18 protein-coding genes are annotated in these 21,674 nt (G+C 42.5%); 4 read left to right on the top strand and 14 right to left on the bottom strand.

Going from position 1 to position 21,674, the window contains the following annotated elements; genetic code table 11:
- Positions 1–9: 9 nt before the first annotated feature.
- The 4 genes from fliT to FQV28_RS11685 all read right to left on the bottom strand — a co-directional run bounded on the left by fliT (position 10) and on the right by FQV28_RS11685 (position 3,534).
- A complete protein-coding gene (gene fliT, locus FQV28_RS11700; RefSeq protein WP_146496682.1) occupies positions 10–399 on the bottom strand; it encodes a flagellar protein FliT in 390 nt (129 codons plus the stop codon).
- Positions 399–1,979, bottom strand: coding sequence for a flagellar filament capping protein FliD (fliD, locus tag FQV28_RS11695; RefSeq protein WP_146496681.1), 1,581 nt, complete (start codon positions 1,977–1,979; stop codon positions 399–401). The genes fliT and fliD overlap by 1 nt, the downstream gene beginning before the upstream one ends.
- Positions 1,980–2,005: 26 nt before the next feature.
- Complete coding sequence (gene flaG / locus FQV28_RS11690) at positions 2,006–2,347, bottom strand: flagellar protein FlaG (protein ID WP_146496680.1); 342 nt, start codon at positions 2,345–2,347, stop codon at positions 2,006–2,008.
- A 410-nt stretch (positions 2,348–2,757) separates the two neighbouring features.
- The gene (locus FQV28_RS11685; RefSeq protein ID WP_146496679.1) at positions 2,758–3,534 is read right to left on the bottom strand and encodes a glucosaminidase domain-containing protein; all 777 of its coding nucleotides are present in this window, start codon (positions 3,532–3,534) and stop codon (positions 2,758–2,760) included.
- A 222-nt stretch (positions 3,535–3,756) separates the two neighbouring features.
- On the opposite strand from FQV28_RS11685, the gene FQV28_RS11680 reads away from it, so the two are divergent.
- Entirely contained in the window at positions 3,757–4,635 is an 879-nt protein-coding gene (locus FQV28_RS11680; RefSeq protein ID WP_186763860.1) for an endonuclease, read from the top strand.
- A gap of 17 nt (positions 4,636–4,652) precedes the next feature.
- Here FQV28_RS11680 and FQV28_RS11675 read toward each other — a convergent pair whose 3' ends face one another.
- The 4 genes from FQV28_RS11675 to FQV28_RS19650 all read right to left on the bottom strand — a co-directional run bounded on the left by FQV28_RS11675 (position 4,653) and on the right by FQV28_RS19650 (position 7,107).
- Positions 4,653–4,892, bottom strand: a complete 240-nt coding sequence (locus FQV28_RS11675) for a hypothetical protein (RefSeq protein ID WP_146496677.1) — start codon at positions 4,890–4,892, stop codon at positions 4,653–4,655.
- Between the two features lie 61 nt (positions 4,893–4,953).
- Complete coding sequence (locus FQV28_RS11670; protein WP_146496676.1) at positions 4,954–5,154, bottom strand: YjfB family protein; 201 nt, start codon at positions 5,152–5,154, stop codon at positions 4,954–4,956.
- Between the two features lie 63 nt (positions 5,155–5,217).
- Positions 5,218–5,319, bottom strand: a complete 102-nt coding sequence (locus FQV28_RS11665) for a flagellin (protein ID WP_304608786.1) — start codon at positions 5,317–5,319, stop codon at positions 5,218–5,220.
- A 354-nt stretch (positions 5,320–5,673) separates the two neighbouring features.
- A complete protein-coding gene (locus FQV28_RS19650) occupies positions 5,674–7,107 on the bottom strand; it encodes a flagellin N-terminal helical domain-containing protein (RefSeq protein WP_146496674.1) in 1,434 nt (477 codons plus the stop codon).
- A gap of 214 nt (positions 7,108–7,321) precedes the next feature.
- On the opposite strand from FQV28_RS19650, the gene FQV28_RS11655 reads away from it, so the two are divergent.
- On the top strand, positions 7,322–7,771 hold the full coding sequence (locus tag FQV28_RS11655; RefSeq protein WP_146496673.1) for a PH domain-containing protein: 450 nt from the start codon (positions 7,322–7,324) through the stop codon (positions 7,769–7,771).
- A gap of 48 nt (positions 7,772–7,819) precedes the next feature.
- Here FQV28_RS11655 and csrA read toward each other — a convergent pair whose 3' ends face one another.
- Together csrA and fliW are read right to left on the bottom strand one after the other, a co-directional pair.
- Positions 7,820–8,041: a carbon storage regulator CsrA gene (gene csrA, locus FQV28_RS11650; RefSeq protein WP_146496672.1), complete on the bottom strand. Its 222-nt coding sequence runs from the start codon at positions 8,039–8,041 to the stop codon at positions 7,820–7,822.
- A 3-nt stretch (positions 8,042–8,044) separates the two neighbouring features.
- A complete protein-coding gene (fliW, locus tag FQV28_RS11645) occupies positions 8,045–8,494 on the bottom strand; it encodes a flagellar assembly protein FliW (RefSeq protein WP_146496671.1) in 450 nt (149 codons plus the stop codon).
- 413 nt (positions 8,495–8,907) lie between these two features.
- On the opposite strand from fliW, the gene FQV28_RS11640 reads away from it, so the two are divergent.
- Positions 8,908–10,725 (top strand): putative bifunctional diguanylate cyclase/phosphodiesterase, encoded by a 1,818-nt coding sequence (locus tag FQV28_RS11640; protein ID WP_146496670.1) that lies wholly within the window; start codon positions 8,908–8,910, stop codon positions 10,723–10,725.
- Between the two features lie 42 nt (positions 10,726–10,767).
- Here FQV28_RS11640 and FQV28_RS11635 read toward each other — a convergent pair whose 3' ends face one another.
- The gene (locus FQV28_RS11635) at positions 10,768–12,600 is read right to left on the bottom strand and encodes an Ig-like domain-containing protein (RefSeq protein ID WP_186763859.1); all 1,833 of its coding nucleotides are present in this window, start codon (positions 12,598–12,600) and stop codon (positions 10,768–10,770) included.
- Positions 12,601–12,827: 227 nt separating this feature from the next.
- Positions 12,828–15,575, bottom strand: a complete 2,748-nt coding sequence (locus tag FQV28_RS11630; RefSeq protein WP_146496668.1) for a S8 family serine peptidase — start codon at positions 15,573–15,575, stop codon at positions 12,828–12,830.
- Between the two features lie 311 nt (positions 15,576–15,886).
- Between FQV28_RS11630 and FQV28_RS11625 the strand changes: the two genes are divergently transcribed.
- Positions 15,887–17,920 (top strand): sensor domain-containing protein, encoded by a 2,034-nt coding sequence (locus FQV28_RS11625; protein ID WP_146496667.1) that lies wholly within the window; start codon positions 15,887–15,889, stop codon positions 17,918–17,920.
- Between the two features lie 107 nt (positions 17,921–18,027).
- Here the strand turns inward: FQV28_RS11625 and FQV28_RS11620 are convergent, their stop codons facing one another.
- The gene (locus FQV28_RS11620; RefSeq protein WP_146496666.1) at positions 18,028–19,656 is read right to left on the bottom strand and encodes a sensor domain-containing diguanylate cyclase; all 1,629 of its coding nucleotides are present in this window, start codon (positions 19,654–19,656) and stop codon (positions 18,028–18,030) included.
- A 169-nt stretch (positions 19,657–19,825) separates the two neighbouring features.
- Positions 19,826–21,628 (bottom strand): glycosyltransferase family 2 protein, encoded by a 1,803-nt coding sequence (locus FQV28_RS11615; RefSeq protein ID WP_146496665.1) that lies wholly within the window; start codon positions 21,626–21,628, stop codon positions 19,826–19,828.
- Positions 21,629–21,674: the final 46 nt, after the last annotated feature.

Below are 21,674 nucleotides of genomic sequence, written 5' to 3'. Positions count from 1 at the left end.
TCCTGTAAGTTAATTGCGTTTATCGATGAATGACCCATCTGTCGACACCGTTTGATAGGCGCCGATGTACTTTTTCGATGCTTGCTTTGTCTGATTGATCCGCTTCATCTGGTTGGAAAAGGATTCGTACAACCTGGTGATGAGCGGCTGAAGCTTCGCTTCAAGCGTTTTTAGTTGATCGATGATCCCTCTATCTTCTAATGTCCATTGATGGCCCTGTTTTTGAATAAAAGCATCCAGCCTCAAGATGGCTTGCCCTCGTTTTTCGAAAAGCGACTGCAGCTCATCCAATTTGCTGTCATCGTTGTCTTTCATATTTGAGTGAATCGTTTTTGCCTGGTTGTAGACATCTTCCGTTAGCTGCAGCACTTTTGCCAATTCATTTTGATAAAGGGCCATTACATGCCACCCAGCATATTCTGCTGCATCCACGTGCTTTGCGAATTCATCTGGCTCATCGCTTTTTCCATCGCTGTGAACTGGCGCCAGTAGCGGTCTTCAATCGTCACAAGCCTGTCTTGCCAACGCGTGATTTCCTCGTTCATTTGCTTGATCTTTTTGGAGATCGTGCTGTTGTCGACAGAGCTTGCCGGGCTGCCCGCACGTTCACTTAGATTTTTAATGACATTATTCAATTCTTCGTAAACACGCGCCCCAACACCAACGCTTCTGTCTCCAACCTTGTTGGTAAATAAATTCATCACTTCATCTGGATTGCTATTCAACTTTTCTTTTAACAAATCTTCATCAATGAACAATTTACCGCCTTCAGAATAGCTGCCTGTGCTGATGCCAATTTCAGAGAGTACGTTAATGTTATTTTTATCAATGCCTTCTACAGGATTCATAAAAGCATTACGCAAGTTTTGAATTGCACTTTTTAGAATCGGATCATTTCGTAACAAGCCGCTTTTAGCTTTTTCTTCCCAAAGTTCAATTTCGTTATCGGACATGTCTTTCTTTTGTTCATCCGATAATGGTTGGAAATCTGGATAACGTTTTTCTACTAACTGTTTCTCGATTTCCGCAATGGCTTCGTTATATTTCGTTACAAAGTTTTTAATGGTATCAAATGTTTTTGTTGAATCCGACTGAACAGTAACCGTAATGGTGGATGGCTCTGTTGTAGGTTCTGTTGCTGGTGGTACCGCTGGAACAGTAGTTGTTGCAGCCTTTACCAAATTTAACGTCAGCCCATTAATAGTCGTTTTGTTAGAAGTCAAATTATTAACTTCAATGCCATTAAACTCAACTGCTCCATTAGTAGCTTTTGTCATAAACTCATTTGCTGTAGTCGTGCTTGTTGAAAAAGTGGTCTCATTGCCGTTATTGATTACTTTTTGTGCTAGCGCCGTATTAGCGCCTGTTCCTGCAGAATCTAGGAATTCCAACGAAAAGTTTTGGTTTTCTCCCATCGCTTTTGTAGAAATGAAGAACCGAGAAGTTGTGTTATCAAAACTCGCACGCAATTCCGGTGTTTTACCCGCAGTCGCATCTTGTAGTTTTTTAGCTACATCTGCAAATGTCATATCCGCTTTAATCTCAACTAAGTCGGTTGTCCCACTTATTTTTATCTTACCTGCAACCCCGATGGTATCTGTAGACTTTGCAGGAACTAGATTTCCTGTTGCATTAGTAATGGTAATACCGTTGGCAGAATGCATTTTCGCTTCACCCGCAACACTAATCACTTTAACTTTATACGTGCCATTAACGGAAGCAGATGTTGTCTCGACTGAAAGGCTGCTTGAGTCTGATGAAGTAGCGCTATAAGAGTTAAATGTTCCTTGTAACCGCATGTCGCTGGCACTTGTCCGCAGACTTGATAAGGATAAATTGGCTTTTCGGTAGGATTCTTGCTGCCATTCTGTCCAAGTTTTTTCTTGAGTCAGTTTATCCAGAGGCATTTTTTGTGCCGTCATTATTTCTTTAATCAACGAATCTGTGTCGATCCCTGATGCCAAACCGCCGATGCGCAATATGGTTCACTCCATTCTTTTAAAAATCATATCTTGTCGTCTATAACGAGTCCTGTCAGCTCCAGCATGGAAGCGTACATGTCCAGGAATTTCTTGTTCGGGATTTCTTTTAAGACTTCGTCTGTGTTCGGGTCAATCAGCTGAACATAATACGTGTTCAATTTTTCATGAAGCTGGTATTTCAGTTCGGTTGTCGACTGCTCTAAAAATCGGTTCATGCTTTCCACTTTATCTTCAAGCTGTTCTTTTGGAATATGGTCTGAAGTTTCGAAAGGTTGTTTGTCAGGCAGTTCTTGCAAAGGCTTAATCGCTTTTACAGCCTCAACTTTTTGCGGATAAGCAATAACGGGTGTTTGTCTCACTTCCATCGGTAACACTCCCTTAAGTTTCTGTTCGTAATCGGTTGAGGCGAGACTGTTTACTCGAGAAGACAGTTCAACCGTTAGCTCTATCTTAGTTATCGGCAGAAGCAGCAGAATTTTAACGGCATTTCGCAAAAAATAAAACCGATTCAATGAAGAATCGGTTCGGTTCAGCCTATGTAATTTAAATTTGGTTAATATCGTTTCATTCGCTCCAGGCGGACGCTTTCGGGCCCACAGGAAGTGGGTCATGCAGCTGGCGCGATAGGACGTCGCGGTGCCAGCTGCCAGGACCCCGCAGGAGTCGCCGCCTTCCGTTCATTTCACTCATTTCCTATTCATCTAATCAAGCAAGGAGAATAAAAAGGAGCTATCTCGAACGCCAGAGAACATGACTTCAAGATAAACTCCTTAAATTATCCTATGTTATTAAAATTGCGGGTAACGCCGTTCGTCCAATGGTTGTTGAGTCCGGTCGGATCATTCGCTGCGCCGACTGGAGCGTATTTCGCGCCGATTTCAGCAATCGTGTCTTTTCCTTGGTCCAAATAATTCTGGCGCAAGTTGCGGGCCATGTCGAAAATGCTTTCTTCAACAGAACCGTAGCTTCTCAATCCGTCCTTGCCCATCATCCCTGCGACATTGTTTTTCTCATTGACCGCGCGCGATGTTCCGTTGCCGGTTTCGTGCTTGGCAATCGCCGTCAACAGATTCGGATCAATGTTGTATTTCTTTCCAGCGTTGATAAAATGCACAGCCGTTCCGCTCAGCTTGCCGTCCAACGTGCTGTCCATCTTCATGAACTGCGCGGGCTTGAATTCGAGGCCGTTGGCACTGCCAGTATTTGTTGTGCCTGGAGTAGTGCTCATATCAACCGGTTTTCCATCTGCCCCTGTTGTTTCAGCTGCAGCTGCAGGTGCAGCATCAGACGCAATTGCCGGATTGTATGTGCTAGGCATTTGAATGAAAAATTGGTTGTTGACGATCGGCTGCTGGGTTTGAGGAACACTGGCGTTTGCCGTCTGGGCTCCTTGCATTGCCGCCTGCAGCAGCATCATGAACATCGAATTGGCGTTCATGCCGCTTCCTACCTGATTCATCGAAGTTCCCATTTGATTTATAGAAGGCATTGCTTGTGCCATAGACGCCATCGCCATTTGATTTAACCAGTTAGAAGAAATTGGACTAGTCATTGATAAATTTACCCCACCCTTTGTATAAATAGCTGAATTTAGTTTTATTCTACAAGATATTGATGGAAAAAAGAATAGGATAATTGTGGCAGAGAAAATAAAAAAGTGGAAGAAATTACTTCGACCATCAATATCCCATTCCATTAGCACACAAATGAATAGAGCAGTTTAAAAAATGGGTATGGAAATATAACGGCTATGCAAACAGGAGGAGGTTTTCAAATGCATGATTTAATATGCGGAAAATTACTGGGAGATGGTTGTTTGACGAAACAAGAAGGCAGAAAACCGAGATTCCAATTTAGCCATACGGTAAAAGACAAAGAATGGTGTGAGCATTGCTTCGAGCAGCTCAATTCTTTCCTTCCTTTAACTCCGCCTAAATATAGAAAAACATTTGATAGTCGAATGGTTTCCGGATATACAGAATGTTATATGGTTCAATCACGGACATCCTCAGAACTTTGCCAGCTTTACGAACTATGGTATCCACAATCAAAAAAAGAATTGCCTTTAACGTATATCGAGAAGCATTTCAACGAAAAGTCATTGGCTTGGTGGTATCAAGATGATGGACATTTCAAGCAGAAAGACGGCATACCAAAAAAAATCATATTTTCCACTGATAGTTTTTCTTTGAAAGAAAACTATTTTCTTATCGATTTTCTTCAACGAAAGTACGATTTGCGTTTTTCTATAGACGCTCAAAATCGTCTCCTTTTATACGATCAGTTTCAAATCATTTATTTGCTAAAACTAATTGAACCTCATACCCATAAGTCAATGGCAAGAAAAACATTAGTTCCTAGTGAACCGAAAAAAATTGCTACACGTTCAACCATATATCTTCCTACTGACATTTCACTTATAAAACCGACCCCTGAAATCAATGAGCAATATAAAAAGTTACCAAAATTAGTAACTCTGGCAGAAGAAGCCATTGAATTCTCTAAGTTCTATATCTCTTTTCAAAAAACATTACAAACCACTAAACCTTATCAAATAAAAATAAATGCAGAATCGCAAAAGATTTTAAGCCAATTGAAAGTTCAAACCGGATTGAATCTAAGCCAATTAACTGCTCTCTGCTTTAAATTGTAAAGACGAGTAGCTGTCTATTAATGGTAATTAGCGTACCGTAAAGTTTCTAAAGAATCGACTTCCTTTTTCAATTGTTCTATCTGCTTATTGGAGTTGGAACGTTCTTCTGGACTTAATCCGTCTCCCGCGGCATATTCCGCAATTTTCTTCATTTCGTGCAATTTAAAATCCATTTCGTCTAAAATTTGAATTTGTTCTTTTGTGTTCTGAAGTTGCTGTTCGAGAAGTTCTTTATATTCCTTTTGTTCTTGGTTCATATTTATGCCCTCACTTTCTAAATAAAAAGAGAGACCACAAAATTTCATGATCTCATGTAATTTACATCTTTAAATCGATTGTTCCGCCAATATGAGGTTGAACAGACTGCTCCATTGCCTTCACATTTGCCGAGTGCAACAGCTTCACGACTCCATCGCCATTCGATTCGGCTTGGTCCATCGTCTTTTTCATAATCGAAACGCTCGCTTCTTGCCGAACACTCGCTTGGCTTAAAGCTATTGATAAAGCTGCGATATCCATGGATAACCCTCCATTGTTATAAAAAAAGGAGCCCAAATAAATTGGACTCCTTCGTTTTTAAGATTAACGCAATAATTGAAGAACTTGCTGAGGCGCCTGATTTGCCTGAGCCAACATTGCTTGTGATGCTTGTGCAAGAATTGAATTTCTTGTTTGTTCCATCATTTCTTTCGCCATCGTGCGAACATTTACTTTCATAAATGACTAGACTATATCTTCACCCTCAAATTTAGTAGGGGCCGGGCACTTCGGATCTGCCAGTGCTGATGGACACTGGTTCACCTACGGATTTCATCACCATAGCTTGCGCCTTAGATGGTCTATCCTAGTCGTTGAACCTTCTCCACTCTTTCGAGACAGGAGCTTGGCTGCTGATTGCCCAATCTTTTATTTTTTCAAACCGTCACGCTTGTCGTTTCCAACTACGTTGTGGCAATAAAAGCTATAAGGGGTTTCCAGCAATTCACCCGATCGTAATCTCTAACCGTTACCAGTTAGGACGACTGTACCTCAGCTCGCTTACGCGGCTTCAGCATAATCAACGTCGCGGATACGTGATTCCGCAGCTGTTAGGTTTTCAGCAGATGTGCCTAAGTTATTGATAGTGTGCTCTAAACGATTTTGAACTGCACCTAATTTAGAACGTTCTCCAGAAACATTTTCAATTGCATCGTTAATTGATGTAATTGCAGTATTAGCTGCTGTTTGTGAAGAAATATCGATACCTTTTGCCGCTACAGCATCTGCAGATTTAGCGCCACTTGTAAAAGTAGCTGCTGCTGATGCTGTTGTCGATGATCCTACTGTTACTGTATCACCAGCAGTTAAATCAGCAAGAGTTTGACCAGCATCTAATTTAATGCTAACGCCTGCAAAATCTCCAGCTGTCACAGTTAATGAAGAAGCAGTTTCATCAGTAATAGCAACTACTTGCTGATCGCCACCTGCATTAGTGATAGTAACATTTTCAGCATTTGCTGTGTCAGCAGTTACAGTAAAGCTCATAGTATCACCAGATGCATATGCGCCACCTGTTGCCGCTGCCACGTTTACACTCGTACCTGCAATGCCAGTAAACGCTGTACCAACAGTTCCAGTTTGTCCAGCTACATCAGCATATGTACCAGGAGTAGAAGTTTCTTTTTGAAGTTTAAATGCAGTTGGACTTGTAAATTCTAGTCTATAGTTCCCTGCATCAGCAGTTGTTATAGCACCAGTTCTTGTAGCAGTTAGAGCTGCTGCTTCGTTAGTTACATTCGTGTCAGCAACAGTTGCCGCTGTTTGAGATCCTGTACCATTAACCGTTCCAGCGGCATTATACGTGAATGTTAATACTGCGCCATCTACAACTTTAGCACCTTTTGTATCTGCGATAGTAGCAGTATCAATATTTCCAGCAGTTGTTCCGTTAAATACTGTTTTATCTCCAGCTACACCTAAGGATTTAGCATCCATAGCATTAATAGTCAAAGATAGGTTTTGGTTTGAGTTTGCGCCAATATGGAAAGTAGCTGCTTTTTCTCCACTTGCATTTACAGCACCATTCAACAATGATTTAGAGTTGAACTCAGTGTTGTTTGCGATACGTGTAATTTCTTCAGCCAATTGGTCAACTTCTTTTTGAAGTTCGCCACGGTCTGTGTCTGTATTCGTATCGTTGGCAGATTGTACAGCCAATTCACGCATACGTTGAAGAATGTCATGAGTTTCGTTCAAAGCGCCTTCAGCTGTTTGAATGAAAGAAATTCCGTCTTGTGCGTTAGTCGTAGCTTGCTCTAATCCGCGGATTTGTCCACGCATTTTTTCAGAGATTGCAAGACCTGCTGCATCGTCTTTCGCGCTGTTGATGCGAAGACCTGAAGACAATTTCTCCATGCTGCTTGCTTGTGCGTTTTGAGCTGAGCCCATTTGGCGGTGCGTGTTTAAAGCTGTGATGTTGTGATTGATAATCATTCTGTATTACCTCCGTGTAATGTGTTTTTTGTTTTTTGTCAGGGTTCAAATCCGTTTGAACTTCCTTACAGTATTTATATCGGAGGGCTTTAGAAAATGTTTAGCGTTTTTTGAAAGAATTTCTAAAAACTTTTTTAATGAATCTTTTTACCGTCTAAAATCGTATGAACAGTAACGTTTGATGGATTAAAAAGAAAAGGAGGAACTCACTCCAATGAAATTCCGTTCGAAGATTGACCGTTTTTTCCTCACTATATATGGAATCGCAATGCTGGTTGTGGCCGCTTCGGTTTTCCTGCCGTTCTTCATTGAAGATCGCGTGCCGTTGATGGCGGCTGTCATATTTATTAGTACATTTATTGTTTGTGTTGGTTTTATGCTGTGGCTCTTGCTGGATATTGCGTATGTTTTTTATCCAGATCATTTATTCGTCAAAGGCGGTCTATTCAGAAGCCGCATTCCCTACCAAGAAATCACCCGCGTCTCGCCAACCTCCGACATTTTCACTCGCTACCGGATTCTCTCTTCCCGGGACGGCGTGGAAATTTTCTATCGCTCCGCCCTCATGGGAAGCGTGAAAATCTCTCCTGCCGATCAAGAGTGTTTCTTGAATGAATTAAAGAAACGTGCTCCAGAAAACGCCTTCCATTCGAAACCATATTAAAAAGCTGAAGCCCGCTCATTTTCATGAATGGGCTTCAGCTTTCTTCTATTATTTCTTCATATTCAAAAAATCGCTCAAGTTGATCACATTCGAAGTCGCTTGTTTGTTCTCTTCCTGAATCTCCAAGTAAACTTCTTTCCTATGAATGGTAATATGCTTTGGCGCATTGATTCCTAACTTCACTGTTTCCCCTTCGACTGCTGTGACAATAATTTCGATGTCGTCATCGATGATGATCGATTCGCCTTTTTTTCTTCCTAGCACTAACATCGCTTACACCTGCCTTGCTTCAGCAGTTTGGAATAACGGCTGTTTAATCTGGTAAGTTTTGTTGTTTAAGACAACCTGCATGCCAAGTTTTTTAACATTGTTAATGATGATCGGCCCTTTAAGGTTGGTCGTCGCGTCTTTCATTTCGCCTGTAACGGAAACGGTAGTTAAGACAATAACATCCGTCGGTTCTTCTATAGCCAGCCGCTCTAACATTTTTTCTTCCAACTTCACATCGTAATCTTTAAAGAACGAAAACGGATCAACCAAGAAAAAGCTGACTTCCTCCATTTCAATCGACTGCAGGAAAAAGAACGGGCTCTCCCCTTGCTCATCTGCCGGCAACAATACGTATTCCTTATATTCCTCAAATCCTGGAATGCCTTTTTCAAACGTAATGATGCGATTCTCCGGCATCTCCAATTCACCAAACTGAGTTGTTCTAATCTTCATAACTAACTCCTTTCAATTCAAGTGCTTTTATTTGTCTCTTAGTTTTTTAAAATCATGTAACTTTTAAATCATAGAAAGAGCGGAAGGCGGCCAGCGAAGCGATGGAAGAGCACAGACTTTAAAACTGAGGCCACATCAGCAGAAAGCGTCCGCCTGAAGCGACTCATCAACACTTGCTACTTTCATTATCTTTTACTAGCATAACGTATTTCCCCCAACATTCCATCCTTCTCTTTCACCTGATTTTGCAAAGAAACCCCAGAAATAATCAACTCTGCTACAAATTACTAGTGATAAGAGACTATTACTATGGTATCGTATGTAATAAATAGGGATATATTAGGAAAGAAGACGCGTGATCCGTTCTTTCCTCTATCTTAGTACATCATAGAAAAGGAAGCGTTGTTCTTCTTATGGAAACCATTCTGACTTATTCCCACTCACCTTTGACCGTGCTTGTTATCCTGGCACTGCTTCTCTTTTCCTTTTTACTGTTAAGCTTCAGCAGTTTCCGCAAAGATGCCAAGCTGAAAAAACAATCGACCGAAGCGGAACTGAAATTCCAATCTGTCATAGAATCTGCAAACGATGCCATTATCGTGGCCGACCATGTGGGGCATATTATCCAGTGGAACCACGGAGCAGAAAAAATATTCGGCTATTCGAAAGAAGAAGTTCTCGGAATCGACCTGGATTTGATTATACCCGAGCGCTTTAAAGAAGCGCACCGAAAAGGCATGGCGCGTTATTACGAAACGCGAAAACCGCTTCTTATCGGGAAGACGCTGGAGTTGATCGGCTGCCGAAAAGACGGCACTGAATTTCCCTTTGAATTGTCCTTGGGTTCTTGGGAAACCGAGGAAGGCTTATTCTTCAGCAGCATCATCCGCGACATTTCCGAACGCAAACAAGCAGAAGAAAAAATAAACGATCTTGTTTACCTTGATCCATTGACCGAACTGCCGAACCGCCGTTTGTTCTATGACCGGCTGAGTTCTACATTAAGCCAAGCGAAAGAAGACGACCAGACCTTTTCGCTGTTGTTTCTTGACCTGGATCATTTCAAACTGATCAACGATACGTTCGGTCATTCCATCGGAGACCAATTGCTGATTGAAGCGACAGCACGTTTGCAAGGAAGAATGTCTGAACGGGACACAGTCGCACGGCTTGGCGGCGATGAATTTGTGGTGATATTGCCGCACACCGACCACAACCAAGCAGCTGCATTTGCACAGGATTTGCAGCAAGCCTTCAATGATCCTTTTCATTTTAACGGCGAAGAAGTGTTCATCAGCTTATCCATCGGCATTGGCATGTTCCCAAGTGATGGAGAGAACCAGGAGTCGCTGATCAAAAGTGCGGACCTTGCGTTGTACCGTGTGAAAGAGGAAGGACGCAACGGCTTCCAATTCCATACGAGCGACATGAACGAAATCGTCGCCCGTAAATCAAAGCTTGCCATGAGCTTGCGTAAAGGATTGGAGTACGGCGAATTTAGCATTCATTACCAGCCACAGATCGATCTCAAGACCGGTACGATCATCGGAGTGGAAGCGCTCGCCCGCTGGACGCATTCAAAGTTGGGACCGATTTCACCAGGAGAGTTCATCCCGCTCGCCGAAGACACCGGGGCGATTATCCAAATTGGCGAATTTGTGCTGCGCGAGGCGTGCAAGCAGAACAAAGCTTGGCAGAATGCCGGACTTCCTCCGTTCCGTGTCGCGATCAATATTTCAGCCCGCCAATTCTCACAGACCAACCTGGCCGAAACCGTAAAAGATGCGCTAGAGGAATCCGGCCTTGCCCCTCAGTATTTGGAACTGGAACTGACAGAAAGCATCATCCAAGGATCGAAAAGCGCGATTACGATGATGCAGGAATTGAAAAAGATGGGCATCCATTTGTCGATCGACGATTTCGGGACAGGCTATTCTTCGTTGAGCTACTTGAAGCTGTTCCCGATCGACACGTTGAAAATCGACCAATACTTTACCCGCAACATCCAAGTGGATGCAAAAGACGCAGCCTTAGTGGACACCATCATCCGGATGGCGCATAACCTGGAACTCAATGTAATCGCGGAAGGCGTGGAAACGAGCGAGCAACTGGAGTTCCTGAAAATCAGGCATTGCGACCAGGCTCAAGGCTATTACTTCAACAAGCCGCTGCCGGCCAGTGATATTGAACGGATTTACCGGCAGCTTGAAGGCGAACATTTATTAGTTTAATAAAAATCCGGACACTCAATGTGTCCGGATTTTTTGGTTCCATTATTTTTTTGTAAAGACGACTTTGTTTAAGCCGGAAATATCAATCTTATCCCCATTTTTGAGTGTGGTGGTCACACTTCCAACTTCATACTGACTTGGTTTATTGGACAGGATTTCATTCACAAGCAAGCTGCTTCCTCTAAATATAATCAAATTACCGGAACCGCTCGGTGAAGTCATTTTATATCTGCCAGCATTAATATCTTTGCCTACTGTCCAATGGCCTGCGTGCAGGGTATTGGACTTAACATTTGAAACTTTTGTAAACTGGACGCTGTTTAATCCACTAATCTCAATTTTATCTCCAGATTTAATATCCGTTGTGACAGCCGTTACACTCCAGTTATCATTCTCGTTTGAAAGAATTTCATTCACAAACCGATCTGTCCCCATACCGATTACCAAGTTGCCGCTTCCAGAACTGGTTGTAATTTTATAGCGTCCAGCTGGAAGGTGGGTACCGCCTTTCCAGGTTCCGGTGCTTAACGTTTTGCTGTAAGGAACAGTAATGTTCGCAGTTGTCGCTTTTCCGTTCGTAGTTGTAGCGGTAATTTTAGCGGTTCCGGCGCCGACCGCCGTCACTTTTCCTTTACTGTCGACTTTCGCCACTTTTGTGTTAGATGATTTCCATTTTACCGTTTTATCTGTTGTATTGCTCGGACTCACAGTTGCCGAAAGAGTGAGGGTTTTACCTTTCGCAACTGTTGCGGAAGATTTGTTCATCTTCACTGACTTTGCGGCAACCGGTGAAGTCACCGTCACTTTCGCTGTTGCAGATTTCCCGCTTTTCACTGAAGCTGTGATAGTCACGGTGCCTTTTGCTTTGCCTGTCACTTTTCCTTTGCTGTCGACTGTGGCGATTTTTGTATTCGAGGATTTCCATGATACAGTTTTGTCTTTGCTGTCTGCAGGTGCGACTGTTGCTGTCAATGTGCCAGTCTTGCCAATTATCACCGACAAACTAGTCTTGTTCAGTTTTACCGTTTTAGCCGCCACTTTCACGGAAACGGTTTTCGTCACTTTTGAATTACCTTTCGCTGTTGCGGTGATTGTCGCTGAACCGTTTGCAATTCCTTTAATATTGCCGGACGCATCAACCGTCGCCACCTTGGCATTGGAGCTTTTCCAAACAACCGTCTTGTCAATAGCGTTTGAAGGTGAAACGCTTGCAGACACTTTGTAAGTCTGGTTAGGCGTGATTTGCAAAGAAGCTTTACTTATTGTGATGCTGCTTGGAGTAATGATCTTTTGTTTGAAGCTCATCGTGCCTATTAAACCATAAACATAAATTTTATCCCCAGAGGCAAGTTTTAATTCCTTAGGCTTATCACCGGCTGAAATATCGACCTCGCTTTTGAAATTATACTTACTATCATAAATTTCCATATAAATCGAGTCCGTTGAATCTGCAGGACGATCAAAATTGATTGAATAAGTGCCAGCAGGAATATCTGTTCCCGCTTCATAATAGCCGCCAGTAACTGAAGTTAAGTCCGCTCTGGCATACTTTTCTGCCACTAACTTTGGAGTGCCTTCTTCAAAATAAACATCAACTTCATCTCCGGCTTTCAAGTTAATGTTAATTTGATTTGCAGAATAAAACTTCTCACTATCAAGATATTCTCCGAACAGGAGCTCTTGATTTCGGTAGATTTCAATTATTACTTCACCTGAAGAAACTGTGAATTTGTTTAATCCTGCAGGGATTTCTTTTCCGACTGTGTATGTGCCTTCACTTAACGATACACCAGCTGCTTGCACCGGATTTCCCACTAAAAACGACAACAACAACACAAACACAAACGCCATTCTTAACCAAACTTTCTTTTTCACCGCTGAACCTTCTTCCATTTTTTATTGGTTTATTGCTTGCAAGTCAATCGGCCGAAAGCGCGTATTTATCCTCCACCCATTTCCTTGAGATAATTATAGTTTCTTCTACCTAAAACTACTAGTCTTTTTTATCAAAAAAATACCTTTTTAAACCATTTATTTTCTGCTATCTAAATTTTAACCATTAAAAGAAGCATGCCTCCAAAATTTCGGGGACACGCTTCTCTTTACAGTTTATAGAAATCCACCGCAGTAAAAGAGCTGTAGATTTTTTTTCCCTTCAAAATGCGGTATGCACGCACTTTATAATAGTAAGTCTTTCCTCCTGCCATCCCTTTATTCGTATAGCTAGTTGTATAGCCAGAAGTGATGGTTTTAATTTTTGTGTACTTTCCGGCCTTGCTTGTCGCTCGGTACAGTTCATAGCCTTCCGCTTCGCGTACTTTGTTCCATGATGCTCTTAGGCTCGCATTGCCGGCCTTTGCTACCGAAATCTCCGAAGGCTTTTCTAATGCTGGTGTGGCGTAGGCAAAGCTTGAATAAGGATCAAAGTATTCTTTGCCGTTGACCGTGCGATAAGCTCTCGCTTTATAGTAGTAGGTTTTGCCTGCGAGCAATCCTGCTCGGATATAACTGAAGATGCTCGTGTTGCCACTGGTTTTGATGTTGCTGTATACGCCATTTTGGGATGTCGCTTGGTATAATGCATAGCCACTCGCACCTCTTACCAGGGACCAGTTGATTTTGTTCGTGTTGTAACCGGCTGTTTCTGCTTTCACAGAAGCCAGTGAAACGGTCGGTTTTGCACTGGCAATGATCGAATATGGGCCGTAATATCGCTTTCCGTTGACCAAACGAAAAGCTCTAACTTTGTAATAGTATTTTTTGCCGGTTGTTAACCGCGTTTTCGTGTAACTCAGTATGTTGCCGTTTCCGATCGTTTTGATATTGCTGTATGTTCCGTTCTTCGAGGTCGATTGATATATGGCGTAGCCGCTTGCCCCATTGACTTTAGCCCAGCTGATTTTATTTTTATCGTAACCGGCAGATGTTGCTTTTATAGCAACGGCAGATACAGCCGTCTTTCCGCTTGCAATGCTTGTATAGGAGCCATAGACTTTTTTGCCGCTGATTGTCCGGTAAGCCCGGACTTTGTAATAGTAAGTCTTGCCCGTTGTCAGACTGCTGTTTGTAAAGCTTAATGTGTTGCCACTGGTAATAGTGCTGACTTTGCTGTAAGTTCCTGATTTCGAGGTACTGCGGTAAACTTCGTATCCATGGGCTCCTGAAACTTGTGCCCAACTCACTTTCAGCTTATCGTATGTTGCTGCCGCAACTTTTATGGATGCACTTGCCACAATGATCTTGGCAGCCGGGCTTTTGTTTCCGGCTGCATCTGCTGCAACTAGGTTAATGATTGTGCCAGCGGGCTGCTTGGCGATTTCCATTGAGAAACTGCCGCTGGCACTTGTGGCTTTTCCGATTTCTCCGGTTCCCACATAAGCATAAACTGTAGAACCCGTTTCAGCTGTACCCTTGATTGCTGTTGCAGTGTTGTATAGCGAAATGACAACTGGCAGCATTGGTGGAGTTGCATCAACGACCGTAATTTCTTGTGCTTCGCTTACTTTTTTAAACCGATTTTCTGCAATTACTGTTAGCTTTGTCCCCGCTTGTTGTTTCGGGATGGTGACGGCAAATGTCTCTTTTTCCGTTGCCGTCCCGGTTGCTACAACGGCCCCTCCCTTTTTGACGGCAATTGTCGTGCCAGCTTCCGCTTTTCCGTTGACGGAGGTTGACTGGTCGGTCACTTTGCCTACTTCCGGTTTTTCAGGTGGAAGTAGTAAAGCATCTTTAGCACTCACCCGGCCAAAACCGAAAAGGTCGTCTTTTCCAGGAACCCCCAGATCTTTCGCCGTTTCATAAAGCCGCTTTTCAATAGCTTCATTTGTTAATTCGGGATCATCAGCCATTACCAGTGCCGCGACCCCAGCCACTACAGGCGTTGCCATTGACGTTCCACTCATGCCTCCAAAAGAATTATCAGGCCATGTCGATTGGATCGAACTGCCAGGAGCGGTAATGTCTATAGTTGGACCATAATTCGAGAAATCCGACAAAGTATCCGTCGCCGTTGTAGACCCGACTGATATGACGTCTGGATATGCAGCAGGATAATTTGGCGTGCTTACACCATCGTTTCCAGCTGCTGCAACAAGAACCACGCCTTTCGCGTGTGCTCTTTGTATGGCGCTTTCAAGAGACGCACTTGTTTTTTCGCTTCCAAGGCTCATATTAATGATATCTGCCCCGTTTTCCACCGCATAATTGATAGCTTCAATAATGTCGGAAGTATAAGCATATTCCCCGCTGAAAACATTGATCGGCATGATGCTTGTATTCGGGGCAATCCCTGCCCCCATCTCTTGATTGTCAATTGAGCTGCTAATGATCCCGGCGATATGCGTGCCGTGGATTCCCGCTGGAATGGCCGTTGCACTATCTTTTACAGTGTCATACGGAGAAACAAATTTCCCCGTTAATTCCGGATGAAGCATGTCAACACCGTCATCAATAACAGCGACCACCACTTCCGGGGAGCCGAATGTTTTATCCCATGCACGTATGGTTCCTATTTTCTGGTGATGATACTGCTTTGAGCTTATGTATGGATCGTTTGCGGTATAGGCAAGTTTAACCAAATGATCCGGCTCGACACGCTCAACATCGCTTCTTTTTTCCAGTTCTTCTATAAAGCCATCTACCGTTTCTCCGTCCGGGACTTCGACAGCGACCAATTGGTTCTCCTGCCCTTCAACCGGGATGACTTCCCCGTCCTCCACAGGACGAACAGCATCTTCTTCCATGGTTACAATCACTTGATCAGTTTCCGCCTGGTAGTTTTCTGCGGATGCGGGCAAATCCGAATGTAAAAATATCGTCAAAACCGAAAGTGCGGCTAATGTCTTTTTCATCCATAAACTCCTTATTCATATGGCGATATTTACAGAAAGTTAATACCGCTGTTTTTAAAATCTTCTCCCAAACTTTACTCCCACATGATATCATAAAATTAAAAGGAATAAATACATTATTTTTTTACAAATTTAGTAATATACTTGATTGCTTTTTATTTATTCCAGTTTATGCAGGTAAAATTTTGATGAATTGTTAAGCTGGGAACTCTATCCTTGCTTTCTAACCAAGAGCTGCATTCATCTTGCAATTGTTCTGCCTGTTCTTCTTATGCCTATCAAAACCTAAACGCCAACCAGGAGTGGAAAAAGTGAAACAACAAATCAATATATCAACAGAATGGTTTAACGTAGCAAAAGATCCGCTCATAATTATTGATAACAAAGGGAAAATCGTTGAAGTGAACCAAGCTTGGACAGATCTTTGCGCTGAATATGATTTGGTAAAAGATTGGTGCAGCATAGGAGCCGATTATTTCAAGCTCATCCGCCAGACCGGAGGCCAACGCGAAATACAAGCCATATTGAATGTGATCAACAAAGAAATACTTACATATGAAAAAAAGCAAACCCTTCCCTCGACAAACGGAGAACTTGTTCCTTTTTCAGTCAATGTGATTCCTTTGAATTCGGAGTCAAGCGTCGCGAACTATGCGCTGCTTTCCCATCAACCGATCCCTGTCCATTCAATAGAAGCCATTACGGCGGAAAGCGTTTTAGAAAGCATGACCGAAGGATTTTTTTTAACGGACGATCAATTCAATCTGATCTACCTGAATGATGTAGCAGAACGGATGCTTTGCTGCAAAAGAGCAGAAGTGATTGGGAGAAATGTATGGGACTCTTTTCCCGATGCCAAAACCATCAAGCCGTTATATGAAGCATATGAACGCGCTGCGATTGAGAAAGTTGAAGCGGAAATTGAAACGTTTTACGAACCGCTTGCTTCTTGGTTCAGATTAAAAGCCTATCCACTCGCAAACAACGGGTTGGCAATCTATATCCAAGATGTCGGCGAACGAAAAAAAGCGGAAATCACCTTGACCCAATATGCCTATTTCGACGATTTAACCGGACTGCCAAACAGAAGAAGCCTGATAAAAGAAGGTGCTTCCTTAAAAGGGCAAGACAAATTCTTCTCGTTGTACTTCATCAACCTGGATAATCTCAAACTGATCAACACCTTGCATGATTACAGTACCGGGAACCAGATTTTAAAGATGGCGGCAGACAAGCTGCGGGAGCTAGCAGGAGCTCAACACAAAGTGGGGCGCCGCGATGGCGATAATTTCGTCTTCATCAGATGCTTTGCAGACAAATCTACTCCCTCCCAGTTTGCGGAGAAAATATTGGCGCTCTTCGACCGGCCATTTGACTTGGACAACTTCAAATCCATTAAAGTGTCGGCAAGCGTCGGAATCGCCCATTTCCCCGAAGACGCTGAAACTCTTGAAATCTTAGTAGCAAATGCGGAAACAGCCATGTTCGAAGCCAAAAAAGTGAAAGGTTCTTCTTATGCAGTGTTCAACGCGGAAATGAACAATCGACGCAACCGGAAACTGGTAATCGAAGAAGGGCTCACAAAAAAGTTAAGCGATTCGGGCTTCTACTTTACGCTGCAGCCTCAAATTGATGGAATGACCGGGGAACTCACAGGGGCAGAAGTACTGTCACGATGGAACCATCCCACATTAGGAGAACTTTCCCCGTTGGAGTTTATTGAAGTGGCGGAACAGTCTGGAACAATCATCGCTTTGACACAACACTTGCTGACGGAAGTATTTACGAAGATGAAAGAATGGGAGTCGCGTTATGGCCGATCTATTAAAACTGCCATCAATATGACGCCTTCTCTTCTTTGCTGTTCGGTTTTTGTCGACACGTTCATCCAGTTAATGGAGCAATACGGCATCCAGCCTGAATGGATTGAAATCGAAATTACAGAACAGGCGGAAATCACCTATTCCGATAAGACTCTTGCAAATTTAATGCGCTGCAAAGAATACGGCATTTCCATCGCCATCGATGACTTTGGCACCGGCTTTTCCATGATTTCTTATCTGACTCAATTTCCAGTGAATAAAATAAAAATCGACAAATGTTTCATCCAAAAAATAGGAGAAGATCAGAAGTCGGAAGCCCTCTTGCAATCGCTGATCCATTTGGTGAAAAGCATCGGCTGTGAGCTCTTGGCTGAAGGCGTGGAACGCCAAGAGGAAGTCCGTTTTTTAAAAAATAACGGATGCACCATTTTCCAAGGCTACCTCTTCGATAAACCATTGAAAGCGGAAGACTTTGAAGCCAAGTTTCTTCGTGGCAACTATAAATATCCGATCGGAGAATGAACCTTGAAAAGAAAGCAAGGGAATAACACTTCTTTATCTTTTGGTTCCAGAGATCACAAAAAAGCGGAAAATCGATTCCTATCGATTTTCCGCTTTTTGATATACGGCTACGCACCAATTATTGCTTCATTAAAATCGACCCGGTTCTTGCCGGTCCGTTTTACACTATACAACGCTTCATCGGCCTGCCTGATCACATCACTTATGCTTTCCTGGCCAGCATCCCAAACAGCACCGCCAATACTGCAGCCGATTGATAAGATTTCGCCTTCAATGATATAAGGCTTATTGAGCATTGCAACAATCCGTTCGCCAACCGCTCTTCCATTCTCCAGGGTTGCATTTGCGGAAGTAAGGACGACCACAAATTCGTCTCCCCCCACCCTTGAAACCAATTCCTCATTCCCTACATTTCGCTTTAGTCTTGCTGCAACTTGTTTTAAAAGTTCGTCTCCGGCATGGTGTCCATAGGTGTCATTGATCGCTTTGTACCCATCCAAATCTATGTATAATACAACCAGTTTATTGTACTTTTCAGTTGCTCCATCTAAAAATTGATCGAGTGCATTCCGGTTCGGCAAGCCGGTCAAAGCGTCATGATACGCCACATCTTCCATTCGTTCTAAAGCTGTCTCTGTCTGCGTTAGATTGGAAACCAGTTTTCTTAATGACTCCGAAAGAACTTCTATTTCTAAAATCCCTTTGTAGGAAGGAATTTCAACTGGCTCGCCTTCCCTTAACCGGTCCGCCACCCCTGTAATTTGTTTTAAAGGCCGCGCCACATATCCAGCAACTATCCAGCCGAGGCCTGCAAAAACGAGGACCAATAGAACCCCGGAAACAAGGATGAACGCCAGCAATTCTTTAATTGGTGCGTACGCTACATCCAGTGGCTGCCTGACCAAAACAGTCCAGCCGAGGCCTGGATAATCCTTATAGCCCTCTTCCACCAAATAGCCGGTCAAGTATTGTTTGCCATCGTCCCACTTTTCAAGAGTCCAGCCGTTTTTATTGATTTTAGCCTGTTCGATACTGCTGGTATTCAAAGGAAGGCCCACCATTTCTTCCGGCCCCAGCAGCACATCATTATTTTCTTTACTGACAATGAAAAACTCTATTGATTCTTGATCACTTACCGTTTTCTTCATGGATGCTTCAATTTCTACCATCCATTCCCAGCTTAAATGAGTAGCCAATACTCCGATAAAATTGTTCTCATAATCATGTACCGGCAGACTGATATCAACAAACTTCATTTTCTCGCCAGTCGGATTGGGCAAAAGATCAGCCAATAGGACCGCCTCATGAACATCGCCGATAAATTTGTCGGTTAATGCCCCTTGATATACGGGCCTTTCCGAAATATCCACACCTTCTAAAATCCCGTCCGTTGCGGCAGTGACTGTCCCTTCAGCATTGGTATAGCCAATCCAAGAGAAAGACGGAAATATCGTTTTTGACTGATCGAGCAGATTCTGGACTTGAACGATATCGTCAGGCTGCCTTAATTCTTTTAACGTGCTCAAGATTTCGATTTCGCCATACCGCGACCACATATACTGGTCCAGTGTGTTCCCCATTAAATAAGCGCGTTCCGCAAGTGAACTTCCAATTTGAAGTTGGGCTTGTTTGACAGAACGGTAACCAATGATGCTGCCCAATACAAGTATTAAGGCAAGTAACAGTACTGCAAATATCATAGACAAACGTGTCCGTAGACTTGTGGAACTTTTCATTTTTCTCCTCCAAAGCGCAAATGCAACTTTTAAAAGTATATCATACTATTTTCACTGGAAAACTTTAATATGCAGGTTATTTTTACCTATATCCTTTTTTAAAAAATGATAATGTATATAATAAAAAAGCAGGCACAAGTTGTGCCTGCTCCAATCTCTTATTGCTGAATTAATCAAGGTGTACAGCAAATTCATGGGCTTTGTTGTTCAAAACGATTTTAATGGTGTTCTTGCCTTTGTTTACTCCATCGGTAATTACTCTTATGTAAGCTGAACCATTCTTTGTGAAAATATTAGCTGTGGTATCAACAAACCCAGTAGATTCTTCATGAATTACAGCCGCGATAAATTCGAGGTTTGTGTCGCCATATACATATGTATTGACAATCGGGACTATAATATCTTTGCCATTTTCCACATAAGCATTGTCTACATCCGCTTTAGCTACTCCCAGGAAATTCAAAACAGTCGAATTCATATCGATAGAGAATAACTCTGAATTATTCTTATAGATTACATACGTATTGTTGTTGATGATTGCCGCTTTTTTAAAGTCATCCTTGCAGGCTAAGGCACGTTGAGAAAAATTATCCAAATAAGAAAAACGTGTCGCTATATCCCATGGTTGGAAATAGTCGGCCTTATCCAACGCATAATCCTTCATGTTAATGGTAAACTCCAGTTCACCTGTTACCGTGAAACCTGTCAACCCTTTTCCGTACACAAATTCCGAACGTTTAACTGTTTTCACATCCCAAGTCGCACGGGAATGCCTTCCTTTTATCGCGGGTAAGTAAATCGATTCATCAATCTCTTTTTCATCAAAATACTGCAATTGTTTTGGTATTTCTTTTGCCACGTCTTTCGGCAATTTGATTTTTATCTTTCTGTTTCTGCCTTTTATTTTAACCGCTTCTTCTTCATCTATAGTCAAATCAGCAGAACAAGAAATTAAAATCTTATCGTCTACAAAAGAGGCATTCTTGAGGTAGCTTCTCGCCGTAATGCCTGTCCGGCTTTCAGAGAGAGAATAGGCCAAGTCGCGTCTTCCCATTTCCAGGATTTGGTCCAATACTTTCCCGTTCGAATCCAACTTGGAAACAACGTTATCGTTCACATACTTTTCTCGCCATTCTTCCGCTTTTGCAAACTCGATTTTCTGGATTTCTTCTTTTTTCTTATGGAAATCTTTACTGATAGCGCCTAACACACGTGATTTGTACCAATGCCCTACCATAATATCTCTATCTTCCTGGCTAAGATTTTCTCCAAAGAAAATCGCAAGGTTTGTTAACTGCGACCATTTATAATCTAAATCTTTTCCAAATGAAGCGGATCTATTCTGTTCTCTCCAATGGTAGATCGGATATTCAGCCAACACGCCAATATGAGGATTCTTGCTAAATACTAAGCAAGAGAACATAACGTCTTCCCACCATACTTTTTCACCTTCAGAAAAGGTTAAGCCATTCTTTTCAAGGAATGATTTTTTGTACAGTTTTGGAACTGTCATCGGTCCCATAGATTGCACGCCATTTTTTTCTGCACCAATAATATTTTCTTGGTACTCATCCCAGCCCCAAGACCAGCCCTTTGTTCTGATCACTTTAGGATTGACCACATCAAAGTCATGCTTTTTTGCGAAATCATACATTTTCTCCAATGCCTGAGGGAAAATCGAGTCATCATCATCGCTATAGAAAACGTATTCTCCACGAGCAATCTTGGTTCCCATATTCCTTGGTTTGCTTCCCCAGCCGGACGCTTTAATGCTTTTCACTGTATAATTTGGCCGTTCGTCCGCCATTTTCTTTAAGCGTTTGAACGACTGGAACTCACTAGAACCATCATCAACAAAAATAACTTCAAAATCTTTTTTATCCATCGTTTGATTATCAAATGATTCTATAATACGCTCTAAATTTTCTTTCGTATTGTTGAATGTCGGAACAATAACACTTACTTTTACCATATTTTTCCTCCGTCTTTAAATGAAATACAAAACCTTGCTTTTCATC

The organism is Planomicrobium sp. CPCC 101079, from assembly GCF_007859275.1.
Classification (GTDB): Bacteria; Bacillota; Bacilli; order Bacillales_A; family Planococcaceae; genus Planococcus.
Note: the sequence above shows the minus strand (reverse complement) of the source record. Positions and strands in the feature narration are given on the sequence as shown.

Coding starts and splice junctions, on each gene's coding strand:
- FQV28_RS19650 (WP_146496674.1), bottom strand. CDS start 7,107: ATGATTATCAATCACAACATCACAGCTTTAAACACGCACCGCCAAATG.
- fliW (WP_146496671.1), bottom strand. CDS start 8,494: ATGAAGATTAGAACAACTCAGTTTGGTGAATTGGAGATGCCGGAGAAT.
- csrA (WP_146496672.1), bottom strand. CDS start 8,041: ATGTTAGTGCTAGGAAGAAAAAAAGGCGAATCGATCATCATCGATGAC.
- FQV28_RS11670 (WP_146496676.1), bottom strand. CDS start 5,154: ATGGATATCGCAGCTTTATCAATAGCTTTAAGCCAAGCGAGTGTTCGG.
- FQV28_RS11655 (WP_146496673.1), top strand. CDS start 7,322: ATGAAATTCCGTTCGAAGATTGACCGTTTTTTCCTCACTATATATGGA.
- FQV28_RS11680 (WP_186763860.1), top strand. CDS start 3,757: ATGCATGATTTAATATGCGGAAAATTACTGGGAGATGGTTGTTTGACG.
- FQV28_RS11620 (WP_146496666.1), bottom strand. CDS start 19,656: ATGAAAAGTTCCACAAGTCTACGGACACGTTTGTCTATGATATTTGCA.
- FQV28_RS11685 (WP_146496679.1), bottom strand. CDS start 3,534: ATGACTAGTCCAATTTCTTCTAACTGGTTAAATCAAATGGCGATGGCG.
- FQV28_RS11640 (WP_146496670.1), top strand. CDS start 8,908: ATGGAAACCATTCTGACTTATTCCCACTCACCTTTGACCGTGCTTGTT.
- FQV28_RS11615 (WP_146496665.1), bottom strand. CDS start 21,628: ATGGTAAAAGTAAGTGTTATTGTTCCGACATTCAACAATACGAAAGAA.
- FQV28_RS11665 (WP_304608786.1), bottom strand. CDS start 5,319: ATGATGGAACAAACAAGAAATTCAATTCTTGCACAAGCATCACAAGCA.
- FQV28_RS11630 (WP_146496668.1), bottom strand. CDS start 15,575: ATGAAAAAGACATTAGCCGCACTTTCGGTTTTGACGATATTTTTACAT.
- flaG (WP_146496680.1), bottom strand. CDS start 2,347: ATGGAAGTGAGACAAACACCCGTTATTGCTTATCCGCAAAAAGTTGAG.
- FQV28_RS11675 (WP_146496677.1), bottom strand. CDS start 4,892: ATGAACCAAGAACAAAAGGAATATAAAGAACTTCTCGAACAGCAACTT.
- fliT (WP_146496682.1), bottom strand. CDS start 399: ATGGCCCTTTATCAAAATGAATTGGCAAAAGTGCTGCAGCTAACGGAA.